This is a genomic window from Nonomuraea corallina (genome assembly GCF_027620315.1).
GTDB classification, from domain to species: Bacteria; Actinomycetota; Actinomycetes; order Streptosporangiales; family Streptosporangiaceae; genus Nonomuraea; species Nonomuraea corallina.
In genome coordinates, this window is the sequence record NZ_JAPNNL010000015.1 from 1 (window position 1) to 25,970 (window position 25,970).

Consider the following 25,970-nt stretch of genomic DNA (forward strand, 5'->3'; position numbering starts at 1 on the left):
GGGCCGCCCCGGCAGGGCAGCGCGGGCAGCCGGATCTCCAGCGGCAGCGGCGCCGCCGCCAGCTCGGGCCTGGCCGTGCAGCGCCCGGCCCGCGCGGTGCGGAACACGTCCGCCAGCGCCACCGCCAGCAGCGACGACGCGGCGTACGGCCGGTCGTTGACGTACTGGGCCAGGCTGAAGTCGGGCGTGGCCCTGCTCCGCGACCTGGCCAGCGTGACCGGGTCGACATCGAGCAGGAGCGCCGCCGTGCACCGTTCCTCCCCCGCCTCCGGATAGAACACCGTGGCCTCGCCGAACGACCGGCCGAACCGCTGCACCCGGTCGGGATGCTTGTGCAGCAGGAAGCCGAGGTCGGTGGCGGGACGGGCGGTGGTGGAGATCGTCAGGAGCACGCGGACAAGTGTGCATCAGCCCGGCGAACCGCTGCCATCGGTTAAACGTGCGGCAGCACCTCGGCGGCGATGAGCTCCAGGTGCTCCAGATCGGCCAGGTCCAGCACCTGCAGGTAGATCCGCTCGGCGCCGAGCGAGCCGAACGCGCCGATCTTCTCCAGCACCTCGGCCGGGGTCCCGGCCAGCCCTTCCTCGCGCAGCCGGTCCAGCGGCGTGCCGATGGCGGCGGCCCGGCGTTCCAGCTCGGCCGGGTCCCGGCCCACGCACACGGTCTGCGCCGCCGACATGAGGAGGTCCCGGCCCGTCTCCTGGGCCGCCCGGCGCACCCGCTCGAAGGCGGTCCCGGTCTCCTCGACGGTGTGGAAGGGCACGTTGTACTCGTCGGCGAACGTCGCGGCCAGGCGCGGGGTGCGTTTGGCGCCGAAGCCCCCGATGATGATCGGCGGGCCGGGCCGCTGCGCCGGCTTGGGCAGCGCGGGCGAGTCGACCAGCCGGTAGTAGGAGCCGTCGTAGGAGTACGACCTCTCCGCCGCCCACAGCCCCTTGACGATCTCCAACTGCTCCTCGAACCGGCTGAACCGCTCCGCCGTGGGCGGGAACGGGATGCCGTACGCGGCGTGCTCGCCGTCGTACCAGCCGGTGCCCAGGCCCAGCTCCACCCGGCCGCCGCTCATCTGGTCGACCTGGGCCACGCTGATCGCCAGCGGCCCGGGGAGCCGGAACGTCGCCGGCGTCACCAGCGTGCCCAGCCTGATCGAGGAGGTCTCGCGGGCCAGCCCCGCCAGCGTGATCCAGGCGTCGGTGGAGCCGGGCCCCTGGTCGCCGTCCCCGATCCGCTGGTAGTGGTCAGAGCGGAAGAACGCATCGAAACCGAGCCTTTCGGCGGCTCTGGCCACCGTGAGCAGTTCGTCGTAGGTGGCGCCCTGCTGGGGCTCGGTGAAAATCCGCAACTTCATGCGGCCATTATCGATCCAAAGCGGACGCCATCCGGAGATTGACCACGCGCCGCCCCGAAGGCTTGCTAACGTCCACACGCGACCGCGTTCAGTAGTAGGGCGATCACTCGGAGTGGCTCATGTCAGCTTCCCGGCGCAGCAGACCAAGCGGTACGCTCCCGCGCCCGCTCACCTTCCTGGCCGCCGCCGCGCTCACGACGGCCACCGCGACGGCGGTCTCGCTGCTGCCCGCCCAGGCCGGGCTCCACCGGGCCGCCCCGGTGCCCGCGCCCTCGTCCCCGCGGGCCGTCCCCGGCTCGCCGCCTGCCGCGTCGCCGTCGCAGCCGGGTCCGTCCGGGCCGGGTCCGTCCGGGCCGGGTCCGTCCGGGTTCGTGACGTTCGTCGACACCGCCGCGGACCCCGGCTTCGACCTTCCCGCCGACGCGCGCCGCACCGGCGTGCGCTGGTATGCGCTCGGTCATCTGAGCCCCGCGTCCGATGGCTGCGCGCAGCGGTGGGCGGGGCGGCTGGCGTTCGGCCACGACCCGGTGGCCAACCGGGTCGGCCGGCTGCGCGCCCTGGGCGGCGACGCCGGGCTGGTCTTCGGCGGCCCCGCGGGCGAGGCCGCCGCCACCTGCACCAGGCCGGACGCGCTGACCGCCGCCTACCGGCGGGCCGTGGGGGCCTTCGACGCCGCGTACGTCGAGTTCGAGCTGTCCGACCCCGGGGACCGGGCGACGGTGCTGCGCCGCGCCCGCGCGATCGGGGCGCTGCAGCGGGAGCGGCCGCTGCGGGCCGGGTTCACCCTGCCGCTGCGGGCCGATGGGCTGACCGCCCGCGACGCGGAGATGCTGCGGCTCACCCGCGAGGCGGGCGCCGACATCGCCACCGTGAACGTGCTGGCCAGGATCGAGCCGCAGGCAGCGCCCGAGGGCCGCCTGCGACGGCTCGCGCTCGCCCTGCGGGCCGCCCGCGTCCAGGTCGCGCGGGCGTACGGGCTCGCGAGCGCGGACGAGGCGTGGCCCCGGCTGGCGCTGACCTGTGTGCCGGCCGGTCCGGCCGACCTGAGCGCGGCCGACGCGCGCGCGCTGCTCGCGTTCGCCGCCCGCCACCGGCTGGCGTGGCTGTCGCTCAGGGGCGCCGAGCCCGACCCGGAGGCGGCGCGGATCCTCCGAGGATGACCCTTTCGGCCGCTGCTGCCGGGAACTATAGGCTTTGGCCAGACAAGCGGCAGCTGAGCGGTTAGGGGAAACACGGTGGCCTCCAGGCCGGACACGGCGCGGAAAATCCTCGTCTACTGGATGGACGGCCTGGTTCTCCTCACGGGGATGATCCTCCTCATCGTGATCCTCCTCTCCGTCCGGCAGGGCACGATCGGCTGGGCGACCGGGGCCGCCTCGGCGGTGTGCATGGCGGTGGTGTTCGTCCTGTTCTCCCTGATCCTCAGGGACGCCTTCGACAGCCGGCCGCGGCCCACGGTCAAGCTGGCCGTCTCCGGCGCGGCGGTGGTGGGCATCGTCCTGCTGCGCCTGCCGCCCGGCGGCGACTACATGTCCTGGGACGTGACCGCGTACTTCTGGCTCAGCGTCGTCGTGCTCTACCTGCCGTTATGGGCGTCGGCCCTGGTGGGGGCGGCTCTGGTCACGGCCGTCACGTTCCTGAACCACACGGCCGGCCCCGATTGGCCGGCCGTGCTGCCGGGTCAGCTGGTCGCGGCCGTCTCGATGTCGCTGGCCATCTGGCTGTGGCGCTGGCTGTGGTGGACGATCAGGGACGCGCACGACAGCCAGGCGGCCAAGGCCCGGCTCGCCGTCGCCGAGGAGCGGCTGCGGTTCGCCCGCGACCTGCACGACCTGCTCGGCCACAGCCTGTCGGTCATCACGCTGAAGAGCGAGCTGGCCGCCAAGCTCGCCGTCAAGGACTCCGGCAAGGCCGCGGCCGAGATGGCCGACGTCCGGCGGCTGGCCGGCGAGTCGCTGCAGGAGGTCCGGCTCGCCGTCGACGGCTACCGCTCGCTGGACCTGGACGAGGAGCTGGCCAGGGCGCGCGCCGTGCTGGAGGCCGCGGGCACCCGCTGCGTCGTCGAGGCGCGCACGGCGGAGCTGACGCCCGACGCCCGCGCGCTGCTCGCCTGGGTGGTGCGTGAGGGCGCGACGAACGTGCTCAAGCACAGCTCCGCCTCCCGCTGCTCGATCACCCTGGCCGGCGGCGTACTGGAGATGCGCAACGACGGCGTGCACGGCGCGGCCGGCGGCGCCGGCAGCGGGCTGCGCGGCCTGGCCGAGCGCATGGCCGCCGCGGGCGGCGCCTTCTCCGCCGGGCCGGTCCGCGAGGGAGAGTTCGCGCTGCGGGCGGAGGTGCCGGCGTGAGACGGGTCACCAAGCTGGACAAGGCCCGCTGGCTCGTCGTCTACTCGACCGACCTGCTCTACGCCATGGGCCTGCTCGGGCTGGTGCAGCTGTACGCGCTGCGCACGCACGGCGTGCCGGACCTCGTGCTCGCGGGAGCGGCGGCGCTCGTGGTCCTGGTCGTGGTGCTCGCGATGCGGGGGTTCCGGCTGGCCGTCAGGGGCGCGCCTCGGCCGACCCGGCTGCTGGCCGTCGCCGGGGTCGCCACGCTGCTGCTGGCCGTCCTCCCCGTCCTCCCGACGATCCCGATCTGGCCGGCGATGCTGGCGCCGTGGCTGCGCAGGCGCACCGTCTGGCTGGTGGCGGCCGGCTCGGTCGTGCTGGTGCAGGCGGTCATCACCGTGGCCAGCGGGTTCCAGCCGGCGGCCCTGCTGCTGCAGGCCCTGTTGACCGGTGCCCTGGTCGCCGGGGTCCCGGTCAACCTGTGGCTGTGGCGCATCATCAAGGAGGCGCACGAGGGCCAGGAGGCCAGGGCCATGCTGGCCGTGTCGGAGGAGCGGCTGCGCTTCGCCCGCGACCTCAACGACCTGCTCGGCCAGAGCCTGACCGGCATCGCGGCCCGGGCGGCGGGGGCCGAAGAGCTGCTGCGCGCCGACCCGGAGGCGGCCGGCCGGGAGATGTTCGAGGTACGCGACCTCGCCCGGCAGTCGCTGCGGGAGGTGCGCGCCACCGTGCAGAGCTACCGGGCGCTCGACCTGGACGAGGTGCTGGCCAGCGTCCGGGCGGTGCTGGAGGCCGCGGACGTGCGCTGCGCCGTGGACTGCGACGCCGACACGCTCCCGCCCGAGACCCGCACCCTGCTGGCCGCGGTGGTCCGCGAGGGCACGACGAACGTGCTCAAGCACAGCAAGGCCGAACACTGCACGATCACCATCAAGGAGGGGATCCTGGAGATGACCAACGACGGCGTCCTCGGCCCGGTGGGCGACCACGCGCCGGACGGCCTCGGCGGGCTCGCCCAGCGCGTCCGCGGCGCCGGGGGCACGCTGGTGGCCGGGCCCACGTCCGACGGCGGGTACGCGCTCAGGATGGTGATGCCGGCATGACGACGCGCGTGCTGCTGGCCGACGACGAGCACCTCATCAGGGGCGCGCTCGCCGCGCTGCTCGACCTGGAGGACGGCATCGAGGTGGTGGCCCAGGTGGGCAGGGGCGACGAGGTGATGGCCGCGGTCGCCGAGCACCGGCCGGACGTGGCCGTGCTGGACATCGAGATGCCGGGCATGGACGGGCTGAGCGCCGCCGAGCAGATCAGCTCCCAGTGCAAGATCGTGATCCTGACCAGCCTGGGCCGGCCCGGGTACCTGCGCCGGGCCATGGCCGCCGGGGTGAGCGGCTTCCTCGGCAAGGACGCCTCCTCCGAGGAGCTGGCCATGGCGATCCGCAAGGTGCAGGCGGGCGGGCGCTACCTCGACGCCCAGCTGGCCGCCGCCGCGATGGCCGCGGGCGACAGCCCGCTCACCGACCGGGAACGCGACGCGCTGCGCCTGGCCGCCGACGGGCACACCATCGCGCGGATCGCGGGCGAGCTGCACCTGACGGAAGGGACCGTACGCAACTACCTGTCGAGCGCCATGACCAAGCTGCACGCCCAGAACCGGCTGGAGGCCATCAGGACGGCCCAGCGCATGGGCTGGCTCTAGGACGCCCTGACCAGCAGCGCCACGCACTCCACGTGGTGGGTCATCGGGAAGGCGTCGAAGGCGCGCAGGTCGGCCAGCGGGTAGCCGTGGCCGGCCAGCCGGTCGAGGTCGCGGGCGAGGGTCGCCGGATCGCAGGAGACGTACACGACGCGTGAGGGCCGCAGGGCGGCGATGCGGTCCACCACGTCGCGGCCGAGGCCCGCGCGGGGCGGGTCGACGACGACGAGATCGGCGCGCTCGATCCCGTAGCGGTCGAGCGCGTCCTCGACGCGGCCCCGTTCCACCCGGGCCTGGGGCAGGTCGCGGAGGTTGGCGCGGGCGTCGCGGACGGCGGCGGCGTCGGACTCCAGGCCGAACACGGCGCCGTCGGGCCCGACGGCCTCGGCCAGGCCCGCGGCGAACAGCCCGGCGCCGCAGTAGAGGTCGAGCGCCCACTCCCCCGGCTCGGGGGCGGCGTAGGCGAGGACGGCGTCGAGCAGGGTCTCGGCGGCGCCCGGGTGGACCTGCCAGAAGCCGCTGCCCGCGACCCGGAACTCGCGCCCGCCCGCCCGTTCGCGCAGCACCCCGGAGCCGCGCCGGGCGACCGTCTTGCCCTTGCCCTCGTCGAGCAGGATCGCGGCGGGCGCGTCGAGGTCGGGCACGACGGCGGGGCGGCGGGGCCGCGGGGTGACGACGACGGCCCGCTCGCCGCCGGACGAGGCGATCACCTCGACCGCGCGGGCGCCCGGCCAGTCGTGCGCCTCCGCGCCGACGGCCTCCACCTCGGGGTGGGCGATCAGGCAGGCGTCGATGGGCTGGACGTCGTGGGAGCGGTGGCGGCGCAGGCCGATGCGGCCGTCGGGGCGGACGGCGAACTGCACGCGGGTGCGCCAGCCGAGTCCGTCCTCGGCGCCGGGCACCTCCTCCACGACGACCTTCCGCTCGACGCCGGCGATGCGGCGCAGCTGCTCGGCCACCACGTCGGCCTTGAGCGCGCGCTGCGCCTCCAGGGTGGCGTGCTGCCAGTCGCAGCCGCCGCACAGACCGGGACCCGCGTACGGGCAGGGCGGCACCACCCGGTCGGGCGACGCCTCGATGATCCGCACCGCGTCGGCCCGGAGGAAGCGGCTCGTCTCCTCGGTGACCTCGGCGACCACGCGCTCTCCCGGCAGCGCGTGGCGGACGAAGACCACGCGGCCCTCGTGGCGCGCCACGCACCAGCCGCCGTGCGCGACCGGGCCGACCGTCAGCTCCAACGTTGCCTGTTCCACACCCGCCACCCTATGCCCGCCGGGCTCCGGCCCAGGTCGGTCGGCTACCGTTGACGATCGTGACGCGGGGGCGGCGGGTGGTGCGGCGAGGGCTCGGCTTCGGCGGGACGCTGCTGGCCACGCTGTTCTTCTGCGCCTCGATGACGCCCTCGCTGCTGCCCCGTACGTGGGAGTACCAGGGGGTGATGGGGGCCGTCACGGCGATCCTCGGCTACGGCGTGGGCGCGTCGGCCGGGGCGGCGGGCCGGGCGGTGATCCGCTATCGGCCGCCGGCGCGGTGGGTGCGGAGGGCATGGGAGGTCATGCTGGGGATGTGCGCCGCGCTGACGGTGGCGGCGTTGTCCTACAGCTACGGCTGGCAGCGCGACCTGCGGGCGCTCATGCGCATGGACACGGAGATCACCTGGTATCCGCCGGTCATCCTGGCGGTCGCGGCCGTGCTGTTCTGCGTGTTCCTCACGCTGGCCCGGCTGGTGCGGCTGGGCGGGGGCAAACTGATCGACTGGCTGGACCGCTACGTCCCGTACCTGCTGGGACACGCGATCGGAGTGCTGGTCGTGGCCTCGCTGGTGGTGGTGTTCTTCAACGACGTGCTGTTCTCCGGGTTCGTCGCCACGATGAACAACGTGTCGTCGGTCGCCAACGAGACCACGCAGGCGGGCGTGCGCCGGCCGCCGCAGGCGGCGCTGTCGGGCTCCCCGCAGTCGCTGGTGGGCTGGGACCAGCTGGGCCGTGAGGGGCGCACGTTCACCGGTGACGCGCTGACCAGGCGCGAGCTGGAGACGTTCTCCGGCCGGCCGGCCGAGCAGCCGATCAGGGCGTACGTCGGCCTGCAGGCGGCGCCCACCCCTCGGGCGCGGGCCGAGCTGGCGGTGCGGGAGCTGGAGCGCACCGGGGCGTTCGAGCGGCCGGTGCTGGCCGTGCTGGGCGCCACCGGCACGGGCTGGGTCGACCCGGCCCTCGGCGAGTCGCTGGAGTACATGTACAACGGCGACACGGCCCTGGTCGCGGTGCAGTATTCCTACCTGCCGAGCTGGGTGTCGTTCCTGGCCGACAGGGATCGGGCGGCGGTGGCGGGCCGCGCGCTGTTCGACGCGGTCCGGGCGCGCTGGGAGCGGCTGCCCGCGGACGACCGGCCGCTGCTGCTGGTCGCGGGCGAGAGCCTGGGCGCCTACGCGATGGAGCGGGCGTTCGCCGACCTGGACGACCTGGTGGAGCGTGCGGACGGGGCGCTGTTCGTCGGCCCGCCGCACGCCAACCCCATCTGGCGGGACGTCACCACCCGGCGCGACCCCGGGAGCCCGGTCTGGCGGCCGGTGTACGAGTCGGGCAAGATCGTACGGTTCGCGCAGCGTCCTGCCGACCTGGCGGGCGAGCCGCGCCCGCGGGTGGTCTATCTGCAGAACGCCTCCGACCCGGTGACGTGGTGGACGCCCCGGCTGGTCGTCGAGCGGCCGCAATGGCTGGAGCAGCCGCGGACGCCGGACATCAACCGGCAGATGAACTGGTTCCCGCTGGTGACGTTCTGGCAGGTGCTGGGCGACATGACGTCGGGGCTGGGCGTGCCGCCCGGCCACGGCCACCGCTACGGGGCGCTCATCGTGGACGGGTGGGCGGCGGTCGCGGCCCCGCCCGGCTGGACCGCCGAGGACTCCGCGCGCCTGCGCGTCCGCGTCAGCGGGAGGTGACGTCCTTGTCGGCGGACGGGCGCCGGATCGGGCGGCGCACCGATCCGGGGGCGAGCGGCTCGGGCCGGCCCGACAGCCGGACGGACGAGTGGAGCTGCCACGGCACGCTGGTCACCATCACGCCCGGCTTGAACAGCAGCCGCGCCTTCAGCCGGAACGCGCTCTGGTTGTGCAGCAGGTGTTCCCACCAGTGGCCGACGACGTACTCGGGGATGAAGACGGTGACCACGTCGCGCGGGGAGCGGCGGCGTACGGACTTGACGTAGTCGAGGATCGGCTGGGTGATCTCGCGGTACGGCGAGTGAAGGATCTTCAGCGGCACCTGGATGCCGTGGCGCTCCCAGTCCTCCTGCAGGCGGCGGGCGTCGGCGCCCTCGACGCCGACCGTGATCGCCTCCAGCGTGGAGGGCCGGGTGGCGCGGGCGTAGGCCAGCGCCCGCATGGTGGGCTTGTGCACCTTGGACACCAGCACGATCGCGTGGTTGCGGGCGGGCAGCGTGGACATGTCGAGGTCGTCGGTGAGCTCCAGCTCGGCCGCGATGTTGTCGTAGTGGCGTCTGATGGCCTTCATCATGAGGAACAGCAGCGGCATCGCGATGCACACGATCCACGCGCCCACGGCGAACTTGGTGACCAGCACGACCACCAGCACCAGCCCGGTCATGACGGCGCCGAAGAAGTTGATCATCCGGGACCGGTGCATCTCGTGGCGGGCCTTGAGGTCGTCCTCGGTGCGCAGCAGGCGCGTCCAGTGGATGACCATGCCGGTCTGGCTGAGCGTGAAGGAGACGAAGACGCCGACGATGTAGAGGTTGAGCAGGCGGCTGACGTCGGCCTGGAAGCCCCACAGCAGCAGGCACGCCATCAGGGCCAGGATGATGATGCCGTTGGAGAACGCCAGCCGGTCGCCGCGGGTGTGGAGCTGGCGGGGCAGGAAGCGGTCCTGGGCCAGGATCGAGCCGAGCACCGGGAAGCCGTTGAAGGCGGTGTTCGCGGCCAGGAACAGCACCAGCGCGGTCACGCCGGACAGCACGTAGAACGGCACGGAGCCGCCGCCGAAGACCGCGTCGGCCACCTGCGAGATGATCGGCTGCTGGTGGTAGCCGGGGCCGACGGGGGTGCCGTCGGGCCGCAGCAGGTCGGTGGCGGCCACCGACGGCTCGGCCACCTTGACGCCGGAGGCCAGGCCGAGCGCGATGATGCCGCCGAACATGGCGACGGCGATCAGGCCCATCATGAGCAGCGTCTTGGCGGCGTTGCGGCTCTTGGGCTTGCGGAAGGCGGGCACCCCGTTGCTGATGGCCTCGACCCCGGTGAGCGCCGCGCAGCCGGTGGAGAAGGCGCGCAGGATCAGGAACGCCGCGGCGAAGGCGGTCAGGTCGCTCTGCTCGGCCACGATGCCGAAGTCGGCGGTGGGGGCGCGCAGCTCGATGCCGAGGAAGAGCAGCTCGTACGCGCCGACCGCGACCATGCCGAGCACGGCGACCATGAACGCGTACACCGGCACCGCGAACGCCAGCCCGGACTCGCGCAGCCCGCGCAGGTTGACCACCGTCAGCAGGATCACGATGGCGATGGCCACGGTCGGCTTGTGCTGGGCGACGAACGGGATCGTGGCGCCCACGTAGTCGACGCCGTTGGCCACCGACACCGCGACCGTGAGCACGTAGTCGACCATGAGCGCGCTGGCCACGGTGAGGCCGGCGTTCTGCCCGAGGTTGGTGGAGGCCACCTCGTAGTCGCCGCCGCCGCTCGGGTAGGCGTGCACGTTCTGCCGGTACGACGCCACGACCGTGATCATGACGATGACGACGGCGATGGCGATCCACGGGCTGTAGGAGTAGAACGCGACGCCGGCGAGCGACAGGATGACGAGGATCTCCTGGGGGGCGTACGCCACGGAGGAGAGCGCGTCGCTGGCGAAGACCGGAAGCGCGAGGCGCTTGGGCAGCAGTTGCTCATGGAGCTGGCCGCTGCGCAGCGCCCGCCCCACGAGCAGGCGCTTGACGAGATCCGATGCTTTCGCCACGGTACGGAATGCTAGCCCTCCCTGGGACGCTGACCTACGGTGCGCTCCCGCGCCCGCCATACTGGTGTCAAGCGACCGGCTGGACCGCGAAGTGCGGGGGAGTATGCATATTGTGATCATGGGGTGTGGCCGGGTGGGCTCGACGCTCGCCCACATCCTCGAGGACAACGGTCATTCGATCGCGATCATCGATCGTGACCCCCAGGCGTTCCGGCGCCTGCGCGCCGGCTTCCGCGGCCGCCGGGTGACCGGCGTCGGCTTCGACCGTGACGTGCTCACCGAGGCCGGCATCGAGTCCGCCTCCGCCTACGTGGCCGTCTCCAGCGGCGACAACTCCAACATCATCTCCGCCCGGGTGGCCCGGGAGACGTTCGGCGTCGACAACGTGGTGGCCCGCATCTACGACCCCCGCCGGGCCGAGGTCTACCAGCGGCTCGGCATCCCGACGGTGGCCACCGTGCGGTGGACCGCGGACCAGATCCTGCGCCGCATCCTGCCGGAGGGCGCCGAGCCGCTCTGGCGCGACCCGACCGGCACGGTCGTGCTCGCCGAGGTGACCGTCAACCCGTCCTGGATCGGCACCCGCGTGGTCGACCTGGAGGAGCGGACGCGGGCCCGCGCGGCGTTCATCAACCGGATGGGCGAGGCCGTGGTGATCACCGGTACGACGGTCGTGCAGGAAGGCGACGTGCTCCATGTGATCGCCGGCGAGCGCGACATGGACCGGATCAACAAGGTGCTGGCCGCTGCGCCCGAGGAGGACGAGGACTGATGCGGGTCGCCATCGCCGGAGCCGGAGCCGTCGGCCGCTCGATCGCCGCCGAGCTCCTGGAGAACGGCCACCAGGTGCTGCTCATCGACAACGACCCCAGGGCCATCAAGATCGACAGCGTGCCGAGGGCCGAGTGGCTGCTCGCCGACGCCTGCGAGATCGCCTCGCTCGACGAGGCCGGGCTCAACAACTGCCATGTGGTCGTCGCCTCCTCCGGCGACGACAAGGTCAACCTCGTGGTGTCCCTGCTGGCCAAGACCGAGTACGGGGTGCCGCGCGTGGTGGCGCGGATCAACCATCCCAACAACGAGTGGCTGTTCAACGAGTCGTGGGGGGTCGACGTGGCCGTCTCGACGCCGCGCCTGCTGAGCGCGCTCGTCGAGGAGGCGGTGAGCGTCGGCGACCTGGTGCGGCTGATGACGTTCCGCCAGGGCCAGGCCAACCTGGTCGAGCTCACGCTGGCCGAGGACGCGCCGGTGGTGGGCCAGCGGGCGGGTTCGGTGCCGTGGCCGACCGACGCCGCGCTGGTCGCGATCCTGCGCGAGGGCAGGGTGCTGGTGCCCACCGCCGACGACCCGCTGGAGGCGGGCGACGAGCTGCTGTTCGTGGCCAACCAGGAGGTGGAGCAGGAGCTGGCCCACCTGCTCTCCCAGCACTGACCGCCGCGGCCCCGGCCCCGCCCTCCCGGCGGGGCCGGTGGTTCAGCCCAGGGGCCGGTGGTTTCGGCCGGGTCAGGCGGGGGCCGGTGGTTGCGACCGGTCAGGCGGGGGCCGGTGGTTGCGACCGGTCAGGCGGGGGCCGGTGGTTGCGACCGGTCAGGCGGGGGCCGGTGGTTTGATCGGGGTCCGGCCGCGGCCGAGCACCCAGACCATCGCCATCAGGGCGGCCACCTGCAGCGGCCATCCCATGGCGATCTTGGCGAAGCCGAGCGCGGCGACCGCCTCGTCGCCGCCGCCGAACAGGTAGACGGGCAGCTGCACCGCCACCCGCACGATGCACGGGATCATGAGCAGCCAGGTGAGCCGGATGCAGAGCTTGACGACGCCGGGGTCCTTGCGCCACCCGACCGGGTCGTTGGTCACCGAGCCGATGAGGAAGCCGACGACCGGCCACCGGGTGACGATCGAGATCAGCATCCCGACCGCGTAGGCGCCGTTCCACAGGATGCCGGGCAGGAAGTAGTCCTTGGCGTCCCCCGTGCGGCTGGCGAAGAACGCGCCGATGGCGATGCCGATGAGGCTGTTGATGACGAACTGCGGCGTCGACCGCTGCACCAGCCGGACGAGCAGGAGCAGCACCGACAGCGCGACGCTGATGACGAGCGACAGCCGCAGCTCTTCGGTGGTGATCCAGGTCAGCGTGAAGGCGACCGTCGGCACGGCGGCCTCGATGATGCCCCGGACGCCGCCGAACGCCTTGGCGAGCTGGGCTCGCACCGCCGCCTCGACGGTCTCGTGGGCGACCTCTTCGGCCTCAGCACTCACCTGATCAACTCCCTGGGCGCAGCTCGTATCGCGGGTTGAACATCACCTTGCGCCCGTCCTGGATGCTCACCAGGCCCTCGGCCTTGACCGGGCGGCCCGGCTCGATGCCGATGATCCTGCGGCGGCCGAGCCAGACCAGGTCGATCACGTCGGAGCCGTCGTAGAGCTCGGCCTCCAGCGCGGGCGCCCCGCCACGTGGGCGCAGGGTGACAGTACGTAGCGTACCGGCGACGCAGAAGCGGCGGCGGCCGCCACACGCGGCGATGGGGGTGGCGCCGACCTCGTCGGCGTCCTCACGCAGTTCTTGAGCCTCGATCTCAGACTGGCTGGTGGTCAGCCGGCTGAGGAGACCGCGCAATCCCCCACGTTTGGGAGGCTCTGCCGTACTCATGATGAATCAGCCTATGTGATGAGACGTCCTTAGCGAGTCTCGCTGATCTCCGGGCCTCGTTTGAACGGGTCGGTGTCCGGCCGCTCGGGCTCGTCGGCGGCAGGCTGGTCGCTGGGACGACGCAGCGGGATCGACTCCTCGCGGGCCATCGGCTCGTCGCCGCGCACCACCACGATGTCCTTGATGAAGTCGGTGAACCCGGCGGCCAGTTCGTCGTCGACCGCCGCCCGCCCGTTGACGACGCCCAGGAGGAACCAGCGCGGCCCGTCGACGCCCAGGTAACGGGCCGGGCGTTCGGCGCCCTCGACGGTCACCTTGCCCGCCAGCTCGATGCCGAGCGGCCCCTCGCGCTCCTCCAGCGTCTTGGCGGCGCTGCGGATCTTGGTCCTGACCTCCTCCCACAGCCCCGACGACTTGGGCGCGGCCAGCGCCTGGAGCTGCAGCGAGCTCTCCTCCCAGAGCACGACGACGCCCACGTGCTTGTCGCCCACCGAGGCGAGGCGCACGTCGAAGGCCGGATTGTGGGGCAGGCGCAGCCCGCCCAGGTCGATCCGTTCGAGGTCGGGGTGGGGCTCGTCGGCGTCCCACGGGCCGGACTCGCGCATGGGCGCCTGAGGGGTCACCTCGGCGGCCTGCTCCGGCTGCTCACGACGGCGACGACGGAACACTGTGTCTCACTCTCCCTGTATCAACGTCCTGTGGAACCGTGACCGCCCGTGCCCCGCACCGACTCCGGCAGCTCGCCGACCTCGCGGAAGACCGCCCTCTCCACCCGCTGGACGACGAGCTGCGCCATCCGGTCGCCGCGCCGCAGCAGGAAGGGCTCCTTCGCGTCGGTGTTGATCAAGGTGACCTTGATCTCGCCGCGGTAGCCCGCGTCGACCGTGCCGGGGGCGTTCACCAGAGTGACGCCGTGGCGCGCGGCCAGCCCGGAACGGGGATGGACGAAGGCGGCGTAGCCCTCGGGCAGCGCGATCGCCACGCCGGTCCGGATGACCGCCCGCTCCCCCGGCGCCAGCTCGGCGTCCTCGGCGGCGTGCAGGTCGGCGCCGGCGTCGCCCTGGTGGGCGTAGCGGGGCAGGGGCAGGCCGGGGTCGAGCCGCTGGATGAGCACCTCCGGCTCGCTCACGGGTTCACCTCGTAGTCCTGATGTTCGGCTCGCAGGGCCGGGAGGTCGCCGTGCTCGGCGAAGTGCGTCATGTCCACCTCGATGAACAGCGCCGCCGCCCGGACGGCGACCGGCCCTTCGGGGGCGCCCATCCGCCCCTCCGCCTCAAGGTACGCCTTCCTGCCCCTGATCCCGGTACACCAGGCGCGCAGGTGGAGTGTCGTGCCCACGGGAACGGGGAGGAGGTAGTCGGTCTCCAGCCGGGCCGTGACATACGGCTTGCGGAGCAGCCAGATGGACATTCCGATGACCTCGTCCATGGCGGCGGCCAGCACGCCGCCGTGCGCCAGCCCCGGCGCGCCCTGGTGCGACTCCCCCACGGTGAACGTGGCCTCGACGCTCGTCCCGTCGGGGGTGACGGCGTTGATGTGCAGGCCGGTGGGATGGTCGGCGCCGCAGCCGAAGCAGCGGCTGAAATGGGAGCCGAGAGCACCGCCGGGCGGCGGTCCGTCAGGGTGGGCCGTCGGCGCCTGCGCGCCGGGCGGCGGAGTGGTCAGGGTGGAGCGGGTCACGGGTGATGAGATTACTCGCTGTCAGCCCCGGCTCGTCCCGCAGCACCGGTTTTCCCCGAGCCCGCCGCGTCCGCGTCCCCGGACTCCCGCTGGTCACCGCCCACGTCCCCGGCCCCGCCCCCGGCCCCCGGCCCGGTGTCCGCCGCCTCGCCGAGCTCACGCCCGCCCGCCGGCCTTTCCACCGTCGCTTCCACCGGACCGGCCGAGCTGACGTGCAGTTCGCCGGCGGCCGCGCCCGCCGGGGCGGCGACGACCACGGTGGAGGGCGGCAGGAGCGCGCGCCGGTCGGACATCAGCTCGGGCAGCGCCCGGTAGATCACCGCGGCCACCGGCACGGCCACCACCGCCCCGGCGATGCCCGCCAGGATGCCGCCCACGGACAGCACGAGGATGATCGCCAGCGGGTGGAACCTCAGCGCCCGCCCCACGATGAGGGGCTGCAGCACGTGGTTCTCCAACTGCTGCTCGATGACCAGGATGCCGACGAAGATGAGGGCGTACACGATGCCCTTGGCGCCGAGCGTGACCAGGGTGGCGACGGTGCCGGCGAAGAAGATGCCGACGATCGGGATGAAGCTGGCGAAGAAGATCAGCACGGCCAGCGGCGCCCAGAGCGGCACCCCCATCCCGGCCAGCACCATGCCCATGATGACGCCGTGCACCGCGGCGACGAGCACGCTGCCCTGCACGTAGTGGGAGAGCGTGGCCCACGCCGCCCGGCCCGCCCGGTCGACGCGCGGCGCCACGCCGCCGAAGCCCTTGAGGAACCAGCCCCAGATCCGGTCGCCGTCCTTGAGCAGGAAGAACGTGACGAAGAGCAGCAGCACGATGGAGGCGAGCACCTCGACGGCCACGGCGCCGGCGCTCAGCACCGTGCCGGTGATGGCGGTGCGCTGGGCGTCGATGAGGGCGAGCACCTCGTTGAAGTACTGGTTGATCTGCGTTTCCTGCAGGTGGAGCGGCCCGGTCACGAGCCACTCCTGCACGTCGCCCACCGTGGCCTGCACCTGCTTGACCAGGTTGGGGAACTCCTCGGTGGCGCGCGCCCCGACGAGCCACCCGGTGCCGGCCAGCACCGCCAGCGCGGCCAGCATGGTGAGCCAGGTGGCGTAGATGGGCCGGATGCCCGCCCCGCGCAGCCTCCGGGTCATCGGGAACAGCAGCGCGGTCAGCAGCAGCGCGATCGCCACGGGCAGCACGACGAAGCTGAGCCGGGCGATGATCTGCACGAAGTAGAAGACGACCACGCCGGTGAGGATCAGGCACAGGCTCCACGCGGCCATCTTGGCCAGCACGGGCGGCACGAGTTTGGTGGGGCGGTCGCTCAACACACTCCCAGACTGGCATGTTCGCGGCCGGGACGCGTACGGATATCCGCCCGGCCTTCTTTCGGAGGGGCACGTCCGTACCCTTTGCGGGGTTACGGCCCCTACGAAGTATCCGCACGACCGTCACCAAAACCCCGGCCCTCCGACAAGACCGGCGCGAGAACGCGCGGAAGCCACCCCGGAGACCCGCACGACGAGCACCGGCCCGGGCGCCCGTGGAAGGGCGCCCAGGTCGCCGGGGTCAGGTCAGCCGTACCTCGATCGAGGTCTCCTCGCCGTGCTCCAGCACGAACTCCTCGACGTTGCCGGCGGCGCACAGGTCGTCCTGGGCCGGCCGGACGAGGGCGGCCCGGGGCGAGGTGACCGCCAGCAGCGACACCTCGGCCCGCATCGACTGCTTGGCCTCGGACTTGGCCTTGCGCACCTGGCGGAGCACCTCGCAGGCCGCCTCCAGCACCGCCGGGTCGCCCGTCCCGGCGTCGGGCTCGGGCCAGGGGGCCAGGTGCACCGAGCCCTCACGCCACCAGGACCACACCTCTTCGGTCACGAACGGCAGGAACGGCGCGAACAGCCGCAGCAGCACGTCGAGCGCCCGGCGAAGGGCCTCGTGGGCCGACGCGGACGCCGGGCCGTCCTCGTAGGCCCTGGCCTTGACCAGCTCCAGGTAGTCGTCGCAGAAGGTCCAGAAGAACCGCTCGGCGGCCTCCAGCGCGCGGGTGTGGTCGTAGCCGTCGAAGGCCTCGGTCGCCTCGCGCACCGCGGCGGACAGCGCGGCGAGCATCGACAGGTCGACCGGCTCGGTGACCTCGCCGCCGCCCTCGCCGAGCCCGAGCACGAACTTCGACGCGTTGAGGATCTTGATCGCCAGCCGCCGTCCGATCTTGAGCTGGCCCGCGTCGAAGGCGGTGTCGACGCCGTAGCGCCCGTGGGCCGCCCAGTAGCGGACCGCGTCGGAGCCGTGCTTCTCCAGCAGGTCCATCGGGGTGACCACGTTGCCCTTGGACTTGGACATCTTCTTGCGGTCGGGGTCGAGGATCCACCCGGAGATGGCCACGTCGCTCCACGGCGGGCCGCCGAACTCCAGGTGGGACCGGACCACGGTGGCGAACAGCCAGGTGCGGATGATCTCGTGGGACTGCGGGCGCAGGTCGGCCGGGTAGACCCGCCGGAACAGGTCGTCGTCGCTCTCCCAGCGCCCGGCGATCTGCGGCGTGAGCGACGAGGTGGCCCAGGTGTCCATGACGTCCGGGTCGGCCATGAACCCGCCGGGTGCGCCCCGCTGGTCCTCGGTGTAGCCGGGCGGGGTGTCGGACGACGGGTCGACCGGCAGCGCGTCCTCCGGCGGCGTGATCGGCTGGTCGTAGGCCGGCCGCCCGTTCTGGTCCAGGGGGTACCACACCGGGAACGGCACCCCGAAGAACCGCTGGCGGGAGATCAGCCAGTCGCCGGCCAGTCCGCCCACCCAGTTGTCGTAGCGGGCCCGCATGTGCGGCGGGTGCCAGGCCAGCTCGCGCCCGCGCGCCAGCAGCCGCTCGCGCAGCGCCTCGTCGCGGCCGCCGTTGCGGATGTACCACTGGCGGGTGGTGACGATCTCCAGCGGCTTGTCGCCCCGCTCGTAGAACTTCACCGGCCGCCGCACCGGCCGGGGCTCGCCCTCCAGGTCGCCGGACTCGCGCAGCAGCTCGACGACGCGCTCGCGGGCGCTGTGGACGGTCTTGCCGGCCAGTTCCTTGTACGGGCCGGCCTCGACGCCCTCCGGCGGCTCGGGCAGCAGCCGGCCGTCCCAGCCGATGACCGGGCGGGTCGGCAGGTGCAGCTCGCGCCACCAGGTCACGTCGGTGACGTCGCCGAACGTGCAGATCATCGCGATGCCGGTGCCCTTGTCGGGCTCGGCCAGGTGGTGGGCCAGCACCGGCACCTCGGCGCCGAACAGCGGGGTGAGGACGGAGGTGCCGAACAGCGGCCGGTAGCGCTCGTCGTCGGGGTGGGCGACCAGCGCCACGCAGGCCGGGATCAGCTCCGGCCGGGTGGTCTCGACCCAGACCGGGCCCCGCTCGCCGTAGAACGAGATCCGGTGGAAGGCGCCGGGCCACTCCCGGTCCTCCAGCTCGGCCTGGGCGACGGCGGTGCGGAAGGTGACGTCCCACAGGGTGGGCGCCTCGGCGAGATAGGCCTCGTCGCGGCGCAGGTTGCGCAGGAAGGCCCGCTGCGACACCCGGCGGGACTCGTCGCTGATCGTGGTGTAGAGCAGCGACCAGTCGACCGACAGGCCGACCCGCCGCCACACCTCCTCGAACGCCTGCTCGTCGATCTCCGTGAGTTTGTGGCAGAGTTCCACGAAGTTGCGCCGCGAAATGGAGATTTCGCGTTTGCCGGGCTTGTCCGGTGGCACGAAGTCGGGGTCGTACGGCAACGACGGATCGCAGCGCACACCGTAGACGTTCTGCACGCGGCGCTCGGTGGGCAGGCCGTTGTCGTCCCAGCCGATCGGGTAGAACACCGACTTGCCGATCATGCGCTGGTAGCGCGCCATGATGTCGGTGTGGGTGAAGGAGAAGACGTGACCCACGTGCAGGGACCCGGAGACGGTGGGCGGCGGGGTGTCGATCGAGTAGACCTGCTCACGCGGCTTCGACCGGTCGAACCGGTAGGTGCCCTGCTCGTCCCAGCGGGATACCCATACCTGCTCCAGGCCGTCGAGAGTCGGTTTCTCGGGCATGGCGGCAGGGCGTGATCGCTGCTGGGTCATGCCTCCTCATGGTACGGCTTGCCCGGCGCCGGCCACGACAGAGACTAGGGTTCGTTACAAAGGGGAAGGAGAAGATCGCATGGCGGATGACAAGCCCGACGTCGCCTGGCGAGTCGTCGGAGGCCTGGTGGGCCTGGCGACGGCCTGGGCGGCCCGCAAGCTGCTCGGGTTCGCCTGGGTGAAGGCGACCGGCAAGGAGCCGCCCATCGACCCGGACTCCCCCGAGGTCAGCATGGGTGAGGCCATCGGTTACGCGGTGGTGATGGGCGTCGGCATGTCCGTCGCCCAGATCGTGGTCAACCGGACCGCCAAGAAGCGCTATGACTCGTGGCGGGGTCTGAAGCAGCAGGTGACTCCAGGGAGTTGAGGAACTCACCGGCCCAGCGGTCCACGTCGTAGGTGGCGACCCGGCGGCGCATCGTACGCATCCGCCGGGCCAGCTCGTGCGGCGTGGCCCGCATGGCGGCCAGCATCTGGCGCTTGACGCCCTCCACGTCGTACGGGTTGACCAGGAACGCCTGCCGCAGCTCGTCGGCCGCCCCGGCGAACTCGCTGAGCACCAGCGCCCCGTGCAGGTCGTGGTGGCAGGAGACGTACTCCTTGGCGACCAGGTTCATCCCGTCGCGCAGCGGCGTGACCACCATGACGTCGGCGGCCAGGTAGAGCGCGGCCAGCTCGTCCTTCGGGTACGACTGGTGGAAGTACTGGATGGGCTGGCTGCCGAACTCCGAGGTCTCGCCGTTGATCCGGCCCACCTGCAGCTCGATGTCGTCGCGCAGCCGGCGGTACTCCTCCACCCGCTCCCTGCTGGGCGTGGCGATCTGCACGAACACCGCCTCGCCGGGGCTGATCAGGCCGTCCTTGAGCAGCTCGCCGAACGCCTCCAGCCGCTGCCCGATGCCCTTGGTGTAGTCGAGCCGGTCCACGCCGAGCAGCATGTGCTCGGGGTCGCCCAGCTCCATCCTGATCTCCTTGGCGCGGGAGACGACCTCCGGCCGGCGCACCATCTCGTCCAGCTCGCCGAAGTCCACGCTGATCGGGAACGCCTGCGTACGGACGACGCGGTCCTCCAGGAAGATCTCGTTGCCCTTGTACGGGACGCCGAGCAACCGGCGGCACAGCCGGCGGAAGTTCGCCGCCCCGCCGGGCAGCTGGAAGCCCACCAGGTCGGCGCCGAGCAGGCCCTGCACCAGCTCGCGCCGCCACGGCAGCTGCCAGAACAGCTCGACCGGGGGGAACGGGATGTGCAGGAAGAAGCCGATGCGCAGGTCGGGCCGCAGCTCGCGCAGCATGGAGGGGACCAGCTGCAGCTGGTAGTCCTGCACCCAGACGACCGCACCCTCCTCCGCGTGCTCGGCGGCGGCGCGGGCGAAGCGCTCGTTGACCGCCCGGTACGCCTCCCACATCCGCCGCTCGAACACCGGCGTCGCCACCACGTCGTGGTAGAGAGGCCAGAGCGTCGCGTTGGAGAAACCCTCGTAGTAGAGCTCGATCTCCTCGGCCGAGAGCGGGATGGAGATCAGGTGCATCCCGTCCTGCTCGAACGGTTCGAGCTCCTCGTCCGGCGCTCCCGACCAGCCCAGCCATGCGCCGTGGCGCCTCTGCATGACCGGCGCTATGGCGGTCACGAGACCGCCGGGGCTTCTACGCCACGAGGCCGTTCCGTCTTGCTCGACGATCCGGTCGACCGGCAACCGGTTCGCGACGATCAGAAACGAACTACGGCCAACCACCCAAATCCTCCTAGGGCTCACTGTCACGAAAGGCGCGACGCGCGCCTCACAGCGGCCGCCACCGACTCCGGCCCCGCTTGGGGGATGGTCGCGGCGATATGGGCATCGGGCCTGATGAGCCACGCCTCACCGGGCCCGGCGCCGAGTCTCTCAGCGAGCTTGCCGGACCCGTCCATCTCCGCGAGCTCGCGAACGGCGAGCGGCGCCGTACAGACCTTGCCCAAGACCTGCGCAAACAAACCCGAATCACACATTTCGCCCAGGAGTATCAGGAAACCGTTCCTGCAAGATTGCCGCAGTCTTCCCCCTGGCACCGGCAGATCCGGGACGATCACCCCGGGACCCGGGTCGCACGACGCCCCCTTGGCCGGCCTGCCGCGGAACGGCCGCCCCGGGTCGGGGGTGGTGAGCGGCGAGTCCACGTACCAGAAGGGCTCGGCGAACCGCCCGGAGTCCACCCCGGCGGCCCGCCCGGTGACCAGCGCCTCCTCCAGCGCCGCCCGCCTGCGCTCCCGCTCCTCGTCCGTGCGGGGCGCGAGGAAGCGCATGGTGGCCGCCGTCACCTCCAGGTTCTCCAGGGCGGCCGCGTGCCGTTCGAGGTGGTACGTCTCCAGCAGGTTCTCCGGCGCCCACCCGTTCAGCACGAACGCGAGCTTCCACGCCGCGTTCTCCGCGTCCGGCACCCCCGAGTTGAGGCCGCGCGCCCCGAACGGCGCCACCAGGTGGGCGCAGTCACCGGCCAGCAGCACCCGGCCGGCCCGCATCCGCGACGCCACCCGCGCGTGGAAGCGGTAGGTGGTCCGCCACAGCAGCTCGTAGTCGCGGTCCCCGACGATCATCCGGATCATCTCCGCCACCTCCTCCCCGGTCGGGGCGGAGTGCGACGGGATCTGCCAGTCGATCCGGTAGGTCGAACCGGGGCACGGGTGGATGAGCACCTGACGGCCGGGGTTCCACACCGGGTCGAAGTGGAAGCGCCGCTCGTGCTCCCAGCCGGGCAGGTCGGCGCGGATGTCGCAGATGAGGAACCGGTCGTCGAACGACTCGCCGTCGAACGTCACCCCCAGCGCCCGCCGCAGCCCCTCTGCGCGGGCGCCCGCGCAGAGCACCGCGTACGGGGCGCGCAGCACGCGCCCGCCGCAGCGCACGGTGACACCCTCACCGTCCTGCTCCAGACCGGTGACCTGGTGGTGCCAGCGCAGCTCGGCCAGCGGCTGGGCGGCCAGGGCCGCGTCGAGGATCTCCTCGGTGCGGGTCTGGGAGAGGTTCACGCAGGCCGGCAGCGCCCCCTCGCGCGGCGGGCCGCCGAACGTCCACGAGAACAGCTCCTCGCCCCGGTAGTAGGTACGGGCCGTGGTCCAGGCCAGCCCCTCCTCGGCGATCCGGCCGGCCCCGCAGGCCGCCCAGATGTCCAGCACGTCGCGCTGCTGGCAGATCGAGCGCGACCCGGCGGGCTCACGGCCGGGCCGCTGGTCGACCACCAGCACCCGGATCCCCCAGCGGGCCAGCAGCAGCGCCGCCGTCAGCCCGACCGGCCCGGCGCCGACCACGATGACCTGCGCGTCCGACACCGCTCCTCCTCAGCCCTGCAACCGCGCCCACACCTCGCGGTCGCGCTCCGCCGTCCACACGCGCGGGCGCTCCACGCCGTCCAGCTCGTCCCACAGCCGCGAGACGTTGAACGGCAGGCAGTGCTCGAAGATCGGCCAGGCGCCGTAGCGCGGGGCGAGCGCCCGATGGGTGCGCTCGAACGCCTCCTTCAGCGTGCCGCCGCGCTCGTGCACCCCGCCCGTCTCGCGCAGCATGACCCGCAGGAAGTCCCGGGTCTGCGCGATCGCCGCGTCCACCTCGGCCCGGCCGTGCGCCACCGCTCCCCTGCCCCCGACCAGCGTCCGGGCGCCGAACGCCGCCACCCGGTCCAGCGTCGCCCCCGACCAGTCGCGGTGGAAGGCGTCACCGGTGTAGAGCGCCGCCCGCGACTCCACCAGATCTCCGGCGAACAGGACGCCCCGCCGCGGCAGCCAGGCCACCAGATCTCCCTCGGTGTGGCCGCGCCCGCAGTGGTGCAACTCCAGCACCCCCCGGTCGCCGCCCAGGTCGATGCTCACCCGGTCGCCGAACGTGAGGGTCGGCCAGGTCAGCCCGGGGATCGACGACGGCTCCTGGAACAGCCGCGGCATGCGGGCGTACTCGCTGGCCCAGTCCTCCGCGCCGCGCTCGGCGATCAGCTCGCGGGTCTTCTCGTGCGCCACGATCACGTCCGCGCCGAACGCCGAGGCGCCCAGCACCCGCACCGCGTGGTAGTGCGACAGCACCAGATAACGGATCGGCTTGTCCGTGCGCTCCCGCAGCAGCGTCAGCCACTCGCGGGCGGCCACCGGGGTCGCCAGGGCCTCGAAGCAGACCAGGAAGTCCTCGCCCTCGACGGCGCCGACGTTGGGGTCGCCCTCGGCCGTCAGCACGTGGACGCCGGGGGCGGGCTCCTCGAAGGAGCGGGTCTTGTCGGCGAGATCCGCCGACGAGGCGAACGGCTTGACCATGACGCTCCTGACGCGGGGTTGGCGTACCCGTCGACATACCCGCGCGGGAGATCAGGTCCACCCGAGATCGAAGCCGGACGTACGAACCCCCCGGCCCGGACGCCGCCACGCGTGCCCCGCTGCCCGCTCCGGGCGGGGAGGTGGTCCCGGAGGGGGCGGCTGGGCCACGGGGAGGGTTACGGGGTGAGGGGTCGTGGCGTCTCGCCGGGGGGCAGGGGGGACTTGATCCTCAGGTCGTTCCGGATGGCGGCGCCGAGCTTCTTGGTGGCCATGCGGTTGAGGGTGCCGCCGGCCACCGCACCGGTGAGGAACGGGCCCAGGGTCGTCAGGTGACGGCCGAGGACCCGCATCAGGCGGTTGCGCAGCGCCGTCTTGGTCGCGGCGCCGAGCGCCAGGGTCACGGAGGCGGGGGCGAGGGGGTCGATCCCGCGCTGCCTGGCCCAGGCGGCCGTGAACGCGACCGCGCGCTGGGTGCCGGTGCCCTCGACGTGCACCCCGTACACCTCGTGCAGCTCCGCGAGGAGCTTGACCTCGATGGCGGCCACCACGATGGTCTCGGCGACGAGCTGGGCGGGGGCGGACAGGAGGAGGGGAGGCGCGGCGAACTCGGCGGCGGCGAGCGCGCCGCCGATGGCGCCGACCGTCATCGTGGCCTTCATGGCGTTGCGTACCAGGTCGTCGGCGAGTTCCTCGCCGGTCAAGCCGTGGTGGTGCTGGGAGAGGGTATGGAGGTCTCTGATGGGGATGCGGGGGGCGATGTTGAGGAAGACGTCGGCCAGCCAGCGGCCGCGGCCGACTCCGGACTTGCCGGCCTTGGCGGCGCCCTCCGACAGGGCGCGCGTCAGACGGCCGAGCAGCCTGCGCCGCTCACCCGGCTCCAGCTCACCGGGCGCGGAGAGCCGGCCCACGAGTTCGCCGACCTCTTGACCGGGGTCGGCGTTCTCGTCCTCTGGATGTCGATCAGTCGATGCCACGCGTATGCCTCCTCGATCAGGCGGCGCACTCCCGGCAGATCTGCTGGCCGTTCTTCTCCGAGGCCAGCTGACTGCGGTGATGCACCAGGAAGCAGCGCGCGCAGGTGAACTCGTCAGCCTGGCGCGGGATGACCCGCAGGCTGAGCTCCTCGTTCGACAGATCCGCACCAGGCAGCTCCAGCGACTCGGCCAGGTCGGTCTCGTCGATGTCGATGCTGCCAGACGACTTGTCCGTGCGCCGCGCCTGGAGTTCCTGAAGGCTGTCCTCGCCCAGGTCGTCGTCGGTCTTGCGCGGGCTGTCGTAGTCGGTAGCCATCGTGCTTACTCCATCCCCCTCATCAATATGTCGTCGCGCTCGTCGCGCGTCTTTCAACGTACGGGAAGCTCGTCTTGTGCCCGTTCGCCGGGAGATTTCCTCTCGGTACCCCGGGGGAACAGACGACGAACCTCCCAACACGTCAGGGCCTGCTGCCTATGGCAGTGGTTAGCCAAATATGGCGAAACCCACAGCCTTGGCGTCATGCGCCACCGTGTTCGACGGCACATCCAACCACATGTACGACGCGAACGAGACGCCCCCCGTGGGGCAACACGCCGGATCAACGCCGCGGCAGCCTGATGGTCACCACAAGTCCGCCACCCTCCCGCGGCACCGCGTGGACGTTGCCGCCGTGAGCCTGCACCACAGCACGGACGATGGACAGCCCCAGACCCGCTCCCTTGGCCGAATCCAGCCGGTCGGCGTTGAGCCTCCTGAACGGTTCGAACAGGCTGTTCACCTCGTACGCGGGGACATGCTGCCCCGTGTTGGCCACCTGAACAACCAAGGCACCGTCTACCATTCCCGTCCGAATCCAGACTTTTCCGTTTTCGGGAAGGTTGTACTTGACGGCGTTCTCCAGCAGGTTGCTGATCGACCGTTCGAGGAGCACCGGATCGCCGATGGTGGGCGCGCTCACCAGCTCGGTGGTGACCGTGACGCCGTGCTCCCCGGCGAACGGCGTCACCTGGTCCACCGCCGTCTGCGCGACCTCCTTGACGTCCACCGGCTTGCGCACCGCCAGCTCGCGCTCGCTCCTGGCCAGCAGCAGCAGGCCCTCGATGAGCTTCTCGTTGCGGGCGTTGACCTCCAGGAGGGTACGCCCGAGCGCCTTGAGGTCCTGCGACGCCTCCGGATCGGACAGCGCGATCTCCAGCACGGTCCGGTTGATGGTCAGCGGCGTGCGCAGCTCGTGGGAGGCGTTGGCGACGAACCTGCGCTGGGCGTCGAAGGCGACGTTGAGCCGGGTGAGCATGTCGTCGAAGGTGTCGGCCAGCTCCTTCAGCTCGTCGTCCGGCCCTTCCAGGCCGATGCGCTGGTGGGCCAGCGTGCTCTCGGAGAGCTTGCGGGCGGTGGAGGTCATCTGGGTGACCGGCCGCAGCGCCCGGTCGGCGACGAAGTAGCCGAGCATGAGCGCGAGGATGCCGACGCCCAGCAGGGCCAGGATGGACTGCCTGACCAGGGTGTCGAGCACCTCGTTGATCTGGTTGACCTGCAGCAGCTGGACCTGCTGCTCCAGGTCGGCGGCGAACTCCGGCGAGATGTAGCCGGGCACCCGCAGCCGGTACTCGAACCCGGTGTAGAGCGTCGACCGGACGATGAAGTACATCACCACCAGCAGCATCGCGCCGGCCGCGAAGAACATCGCGCTGTAGGTGAGCGTGAGCCGCCACCGGATGCTGACCTTCCCCGTCAGCCCCTTGAGTCCCCGGATCGCGCCGCCCGCCAAGGGCCCGTACTCGGGCGGCGGCGGGCCGTCCCAGACCGGCGGACCGCTCGGCGGCGGAGCGCCGGAGTTGCCCGGGCTGCCCGGGTTGCCCGGGTTGCCGGCCGGCGGGTCGCCAGGCCGGGCGGAGCGCGCCGCCCTGCGCGAGTGCGGGCTGATCATCGGGTGCGTCGGCACCGATTCCCGGTCCGGCTCCCCATCAGGCCGTT

General features: G+C 72.3%; 24 protein-coding genes and 1 pseudogene. 8 read left to right on the top strand and 17 right to left on the bottom strand.

Annotated features, from left to right (window positions below; translation table 11 throughout):
- Together OUY22_RS06190 and OUY22_RS06195 are read right to left on the bottom strand one after the other, a co-directional pair.
- A pseudogene (locus OUY22_RS06190) lies at positions 1 to 392 on the bottom strand (3' terminal RNA ribose 2'-O-methyltransferase Hen1); the annotation flags it as partial.
- Between the two features lie 41 nt (positions 393 to 433).
- Positions 434 to 1,348, bottom strand: coding sequence for an LLM class F420-dependent oxidoreductase (locus OUY22_RS06195; RefSeq protein WP_270153797.1), 915 nt, complete (start codon positions 1,346 to 1,348; stop codon positions 434 to 436).
- 119 nt (positions 1,349 to 1,467) lie between these two features.
- Here OUY22_RS06195 and OUY22_RS06200 point away from each other — a divergent pair, with 119 nt between their 5' ends.
- From OUY22_RS06200 to OUY22_RS06215, 4 genes are all read left to right on the top strand, one after another.
- Complete coding sequence (locus OUY22_RS06200; protein WP_270153798.1) at positions 1,468 to 2,508, top strand: glycoside hydrolase family 18 protein; 1,041 nt, start codon at positions 1,468 to 1,470, stop codon at positions 2,506 to 2,508.
- Positions 2,509 to 2,583: 75 nt separating this feature from the next.
- Entirely contained in the window at positions 2,584 to 3,696 is a 1,113-nt protein-coding gene (locus OUY22_RS06205) for a sensor histidine kinase (RefSeq protein WP_270153799.1), read from the top strand.
- A complete protein-coding gene (locus OUY22_RS06210; protein WP_270153800.1) occupies positions 3,693 to 4,781 on the top strand; it encodes a sensor histidine kinase in 1,089 nt (362 codons plus the stop codon). Before OUY22_RS06205 ends, OUY22_RS06210 begins: the two co-directional genes overlap by 4 nt.
- Entirely contained in the window at positions 4,778 to 5,377 is a 600-nt protein-coding gene (locus tag OUY22_RS06215; protein ID WP_270153801.1) for a response regulator transcription factor, read from the top strand. Before OUY22_RS06210 ends, OUY22_RS06215 begins: the two co-directional genes overlap by 4 nt.
- Here OUY22_RS06215 and OUY22_RS06220 read toward each other — a convergent pair.
- Complete coding sequence (locus OUY22_RS06220) at positions 5,374 to 6,627, bottom strand: class I SAM-dependent RNA methyltransferase (protein WP_270153802.1); 1,254 nt, start codon at positions 6,625 to 6,627, stop codon at positions 5,374 to 5,376. The two genes, OUY22_RS06215 and OUY22_RS06220, sit on opposite strands and share 4 nt — an antisense overlap.
- A gap of 59 nt (positions 6,628 to 6,686) precedes the next feature.
- Here OUY22_RS06220 and OUY22_RS06225 point away from each other — a divergent pair, with 59 nt between their 5' ends.
- Positions 6,687 to 8,315, top strand: a complete 1,629-nt coding sequence (locus OUY22_RS06225) for an alpha/beta hydrolase (RefSeq protein WP_270153803.1) — start codon at positions 6,687 to 6,689, stop codon at positions 8,313 to 8,315.
- On the opposite strand, the gene OUY22_RS06230 is transcribed toward OUY22_RS06225, so the two are convergent.
- Positions 8,302 to 10,344 (bottom strand): APC family permease, encoded by a 2,043-nt coding sequence (locus OUY22_RS06230; protein WP_270153804.1) that lies wholly within the window; start codon positions 10,342 to 10,344, stop codon positions 8,302 to 8,304. The two genes, OUY22_RS06225 and OUY22_RS06230, sit on opposite strands and share 14 nt — an antisense overlap.
- A gap of 103 nt (positions 10,345 to 10,447) precedes the next feature.
- Between OUY22_RS06230 and OUY22_RS06235 the strand changes: the two genes are divergently transcribed.
- Positions 10,448 to 11,116, top strand: coding sequence for a potassium channel family protein (locus OUY22_RS06235; RefSeq protein WP_270153805.1), 669 nt, complete (start codon positions 10,448 to 10,450; stop codon positions 11,114 to 11,116).
- Positions 11,116 to 11,775 carry a potassium channel family protein gene (locus OUY22_RS06240; protein ID WP_270153806.1) on the top strand — a complete coding sequence of 220 codons (660 nt, stop codon included), beginning with the start codon at positions 11,116 to 11,118 and terminating at the stop codon, positions 11,773 to 11,775. Before OUY22_RS06235 ends, OUY22_RS06240 begins: the two co-directional genes overlap by 1 nt.
- Before the next feature lie 156 nt (positions 11,776 to 11,931).
- On the opposite strand, the gene OUY22_RS06245 is transcribed toward OUY22_RS06240, so the two are convergent.
- From OUY22_RS06245 to valS, 7 genes are all read right to left on the bottom strand, one after another.
- Complete coding sequence (locus OUY22_RS06245; protein ID WP_270153807.1) at positions 11,932 to 12,600, bottom strand: DUF3159 domain-containing protein; 669 nt, start codon at positions 12,598 to 12,600, stop codon at positions 11,932 to 11,934.
- A gap of 4 nt (positions 12,601 to 12,604) precedes the next feature.
- Positions 12,605 to 12,991, bottom strand: coding sequence for an OB-fold nucleic acid binding domain-containing protein (locus OUY22_RS06250; RefSeq protein ID WP_270153808.1), 387 nt, complete (start codon positions 12,989 to 12,991; stop codon positions 12,605 to 12,607).
- A gap of 29 nt (positions 12,992 to 13,020) precedes the next feature.
- Positions 13,021 to 13,659: a DUF3710 domain-containing protein gene (locus OUY22_RS06255; RefSeq protein ID WP_270153809.1), complete on the bottom strand. Its 639-nt coding sequence runs from the start codon at positions 13,657 to 13,659 to the stop codon at positions 13,021 to 13,023.
- 20 nt (positions 13,660 to 13,679) lie between these two features.
- Entirely contained in the window at positions 13,680 to 14,120 is a 441-nt protein-coding gene (gene dut / locus OUY22_RS06260) for a dUTP diphosphatase (RefSeq protein WP_270153810.1), read from the bottom strand.
- A complete protein-coding gene (locus tag OUY22_RS06265) occupies positions 14,117 to 14,671 on the bottom strand; it encodes a PaaI family thioesterase (RefSeq protein ID WP_270153811.1) in 555 nt (184 codons plus the stop codon). The genes dut and OUY22_RS06265 overlap by 4 nt, the downstream gene beginning before the upstream one ends.
- Before the next feature lie 11 nt (positions 14,672 to 14,682).
- On the bottom strand, positions 14,683 to 16,002 hold the full coding sequence (locus OUY22_RS06270; RefSeq protein WP_270153812.1) for an AI-2E family transporter: 1,320 nt from the start codon (positions 16,000 to 16,002) through the stop codon (positions 14,683 to 14,685).
- 238 nt (positions 16,003 to 16,240) lie between these two features.
- Positions 16,241 to 18,748 (bottom strand): valine--tRNA ligase, encoded by a 2,508-nt coding sequence (gene valS, locus OUY22_RS06275; RefSeq protein ID WP_270153813.1) that lies wholly within the window; start codon positions 18,746 to 18,748, stop codon positions 16,241 to 16,243.
- A gap of 79 nt (positions 18,749 to 18,827) precedes the next feature.
- Between valS and OUY22_RS06280 the strand changes: the two genes are divergently transcribed.
- Entirely contained in the window at positions 18,828 to 19,115 is a 288-nt protein-coding gene (locus OUY22_RS06280; protein WP_270153815.1) for a DUF4235 domain-containing protein, read from the top strand.
- Here the strand turns inward: OUY22_RS06280 and OUY22_RS06285 are convergent.
- From OUY22_RS06285 to OUY22_RS06310, 6 genes are all read right to left on the bottom strand, one after another.
- Positions 19,045 to 20,481: an alpha,alpha-trehalose-phosphate synthase (UDP-forming) gene (locus OUY22_RS06285; RefSeq protein ID WP_270153816.1), complete on the bottom strand. Its 1,437-nt coding sequence runs from the start codon at positions 20,479 to 20,481 to the stop codon at positions 19,045 to 19,047. The genes OUY22_RS06280 and OUY22_RS06285 overlap by 71 nt on opposite strands.
- A gap of 23 nt (positions 20,482 to 20,504) precedes the next feature.
- Positions 20,505 to 22,052 (bottom strand): FAD-dependent monooxygenase, encoded by a 1,548-nt coding sequence (locus OUY22_RS06290; RefSeq protein WP_270153817.1) that lies wholly within the window; start codon positions 22,050 to 22,052, stop codon positions 20,505 to 20,507.
- A 9-nt stretch (positions 22,053 to 22,061) separates the two neighbouring features.
- Positions 22,062 to 23,021 carry an MBL fold metallo-hydrolase gene (locus tag OUY22_RS06295; RefSeq protein WP_270153818.1) on the bottom strand — a complete coding sequence of 320 codons (960 nt, stop codon included), beginning with the start codon at positions 23,019 to 23,021 and terminating at the stop codon, positions 22,062 to 22,064.
- A gap of 176 nt (positions 23,022 to 23,197) precedes the next feature.
- Positions 23,198 to 23,995 carry a hypothetical protein gene (locus OUY22_RS06300; protein WP_270153819.1) on the bottom strand — a complete coding sequence of 266 codons (798 nt, stop codon included), beginning with the start codon at positions 23,993 to 23,995 and terminating at the stop codon, positions 23,198 to 23,200.
- A 16-nt stretch (positions 23,996 to 24,011) separates the two neighbouring features.
- Positions 24,012 to 24,311, bottom strand: coding sequence for a DUF4193 domain-containing protein (locus OUY22_RS06305; protein ID WP_148030302.1), 300 nt, complete (start codon positions 24,309 to 24,311; stop codon positions 24,012 to 24,014).
- 283 nt (positions 24,312 to 24,594) lie between these two features.
- The gene (locus OUY22_RS06310; protein ID WP_270153829.1) at positions 24,595 to 25,938 is read right to left on the bottom strand and encodes a sensor histidine kinase; all 1,344 of its coding nucleotides are present in this window, start codon (positions 25,936 to 25,938) and stop codon (positions 24,595 to 24,597) included.
- Between the last annotated feature and the right edge of the window lie 32 nt (positions 25,939 to 25,970).

Bases quoted from the DNA above. Each gene is read 5' to 3' on its own strand.
- OUY22_RS06195 (WP_270153797.1), bottom strand. From the start codon at position 1,348: ATGAAGTTGCGGATTTTCACCGAGCCCCAGCAGGGCGCCACCTACGAC.
- OUY22_RS06200 (WP_270153798.1), top strand. From the start codon at position 1,468: ATGTCAGCTTCCCGGCGCAGCAGACCAAGCGGTACGCTCCCGCGCCCG.
- OUY22_RS06215 (WP_270153801.1), top strand. From the start codon at position 4,778: ATGACGACGCGCGTGCTGCTGGCCGACGACGAGCACCTCATCAGGGGC.
- OUY22_RS06235 (WP_270153805.1), top strand. From the start codon at position 10,448: ATGCATATTGTGATCATGGGGTGTGGCCGGGTGGGCTCGACGCTCGCC.
- OUY22_RS06240 (WP_270153806.1), top strand. From the start codon at position 11,116: ATGCGGGTCGCCATCGCCGGAGCCGGAGCCGTCGGCCGCTCGATCGCC.
- OUY22_RS06250 (WP_270153808.1), bottom strand. From the start codon at position 12,991: ATGAGTACGGCAGAGCCTCCCAAACGTGGGGGATTGCGCGGTCTCCTC.
- valS (WP_270153813.1), bottom strand. From the start codon at position 18,748: ATGACCCAGCAGCGATCACGCCCTGCCGCCATGCCCGAGAAACCGACT.
- OUY22_RS06280 (WP_270153815.1), top strand. From the start codon at position 18,828: ATGGCGGATGACAAGCCCGACGTCGCCTGGCGAGTCGTCGGAGGCCTG.
- OUY22_RS06295 (WP_270153818.1), bottom strand. From the start codon at position 23,021: ATGGTCAAGCCGTTCGCCTCGTCGGCGGATCTCGCCGACAAGACCCGC.
- OUY22_RS06305 (WP_148030302.1), bottom strand. From the start codon at position 24,311: ATGGCTACCGACTACGACAGCCCGCGCAAGACCGACGACGACCTGGGC.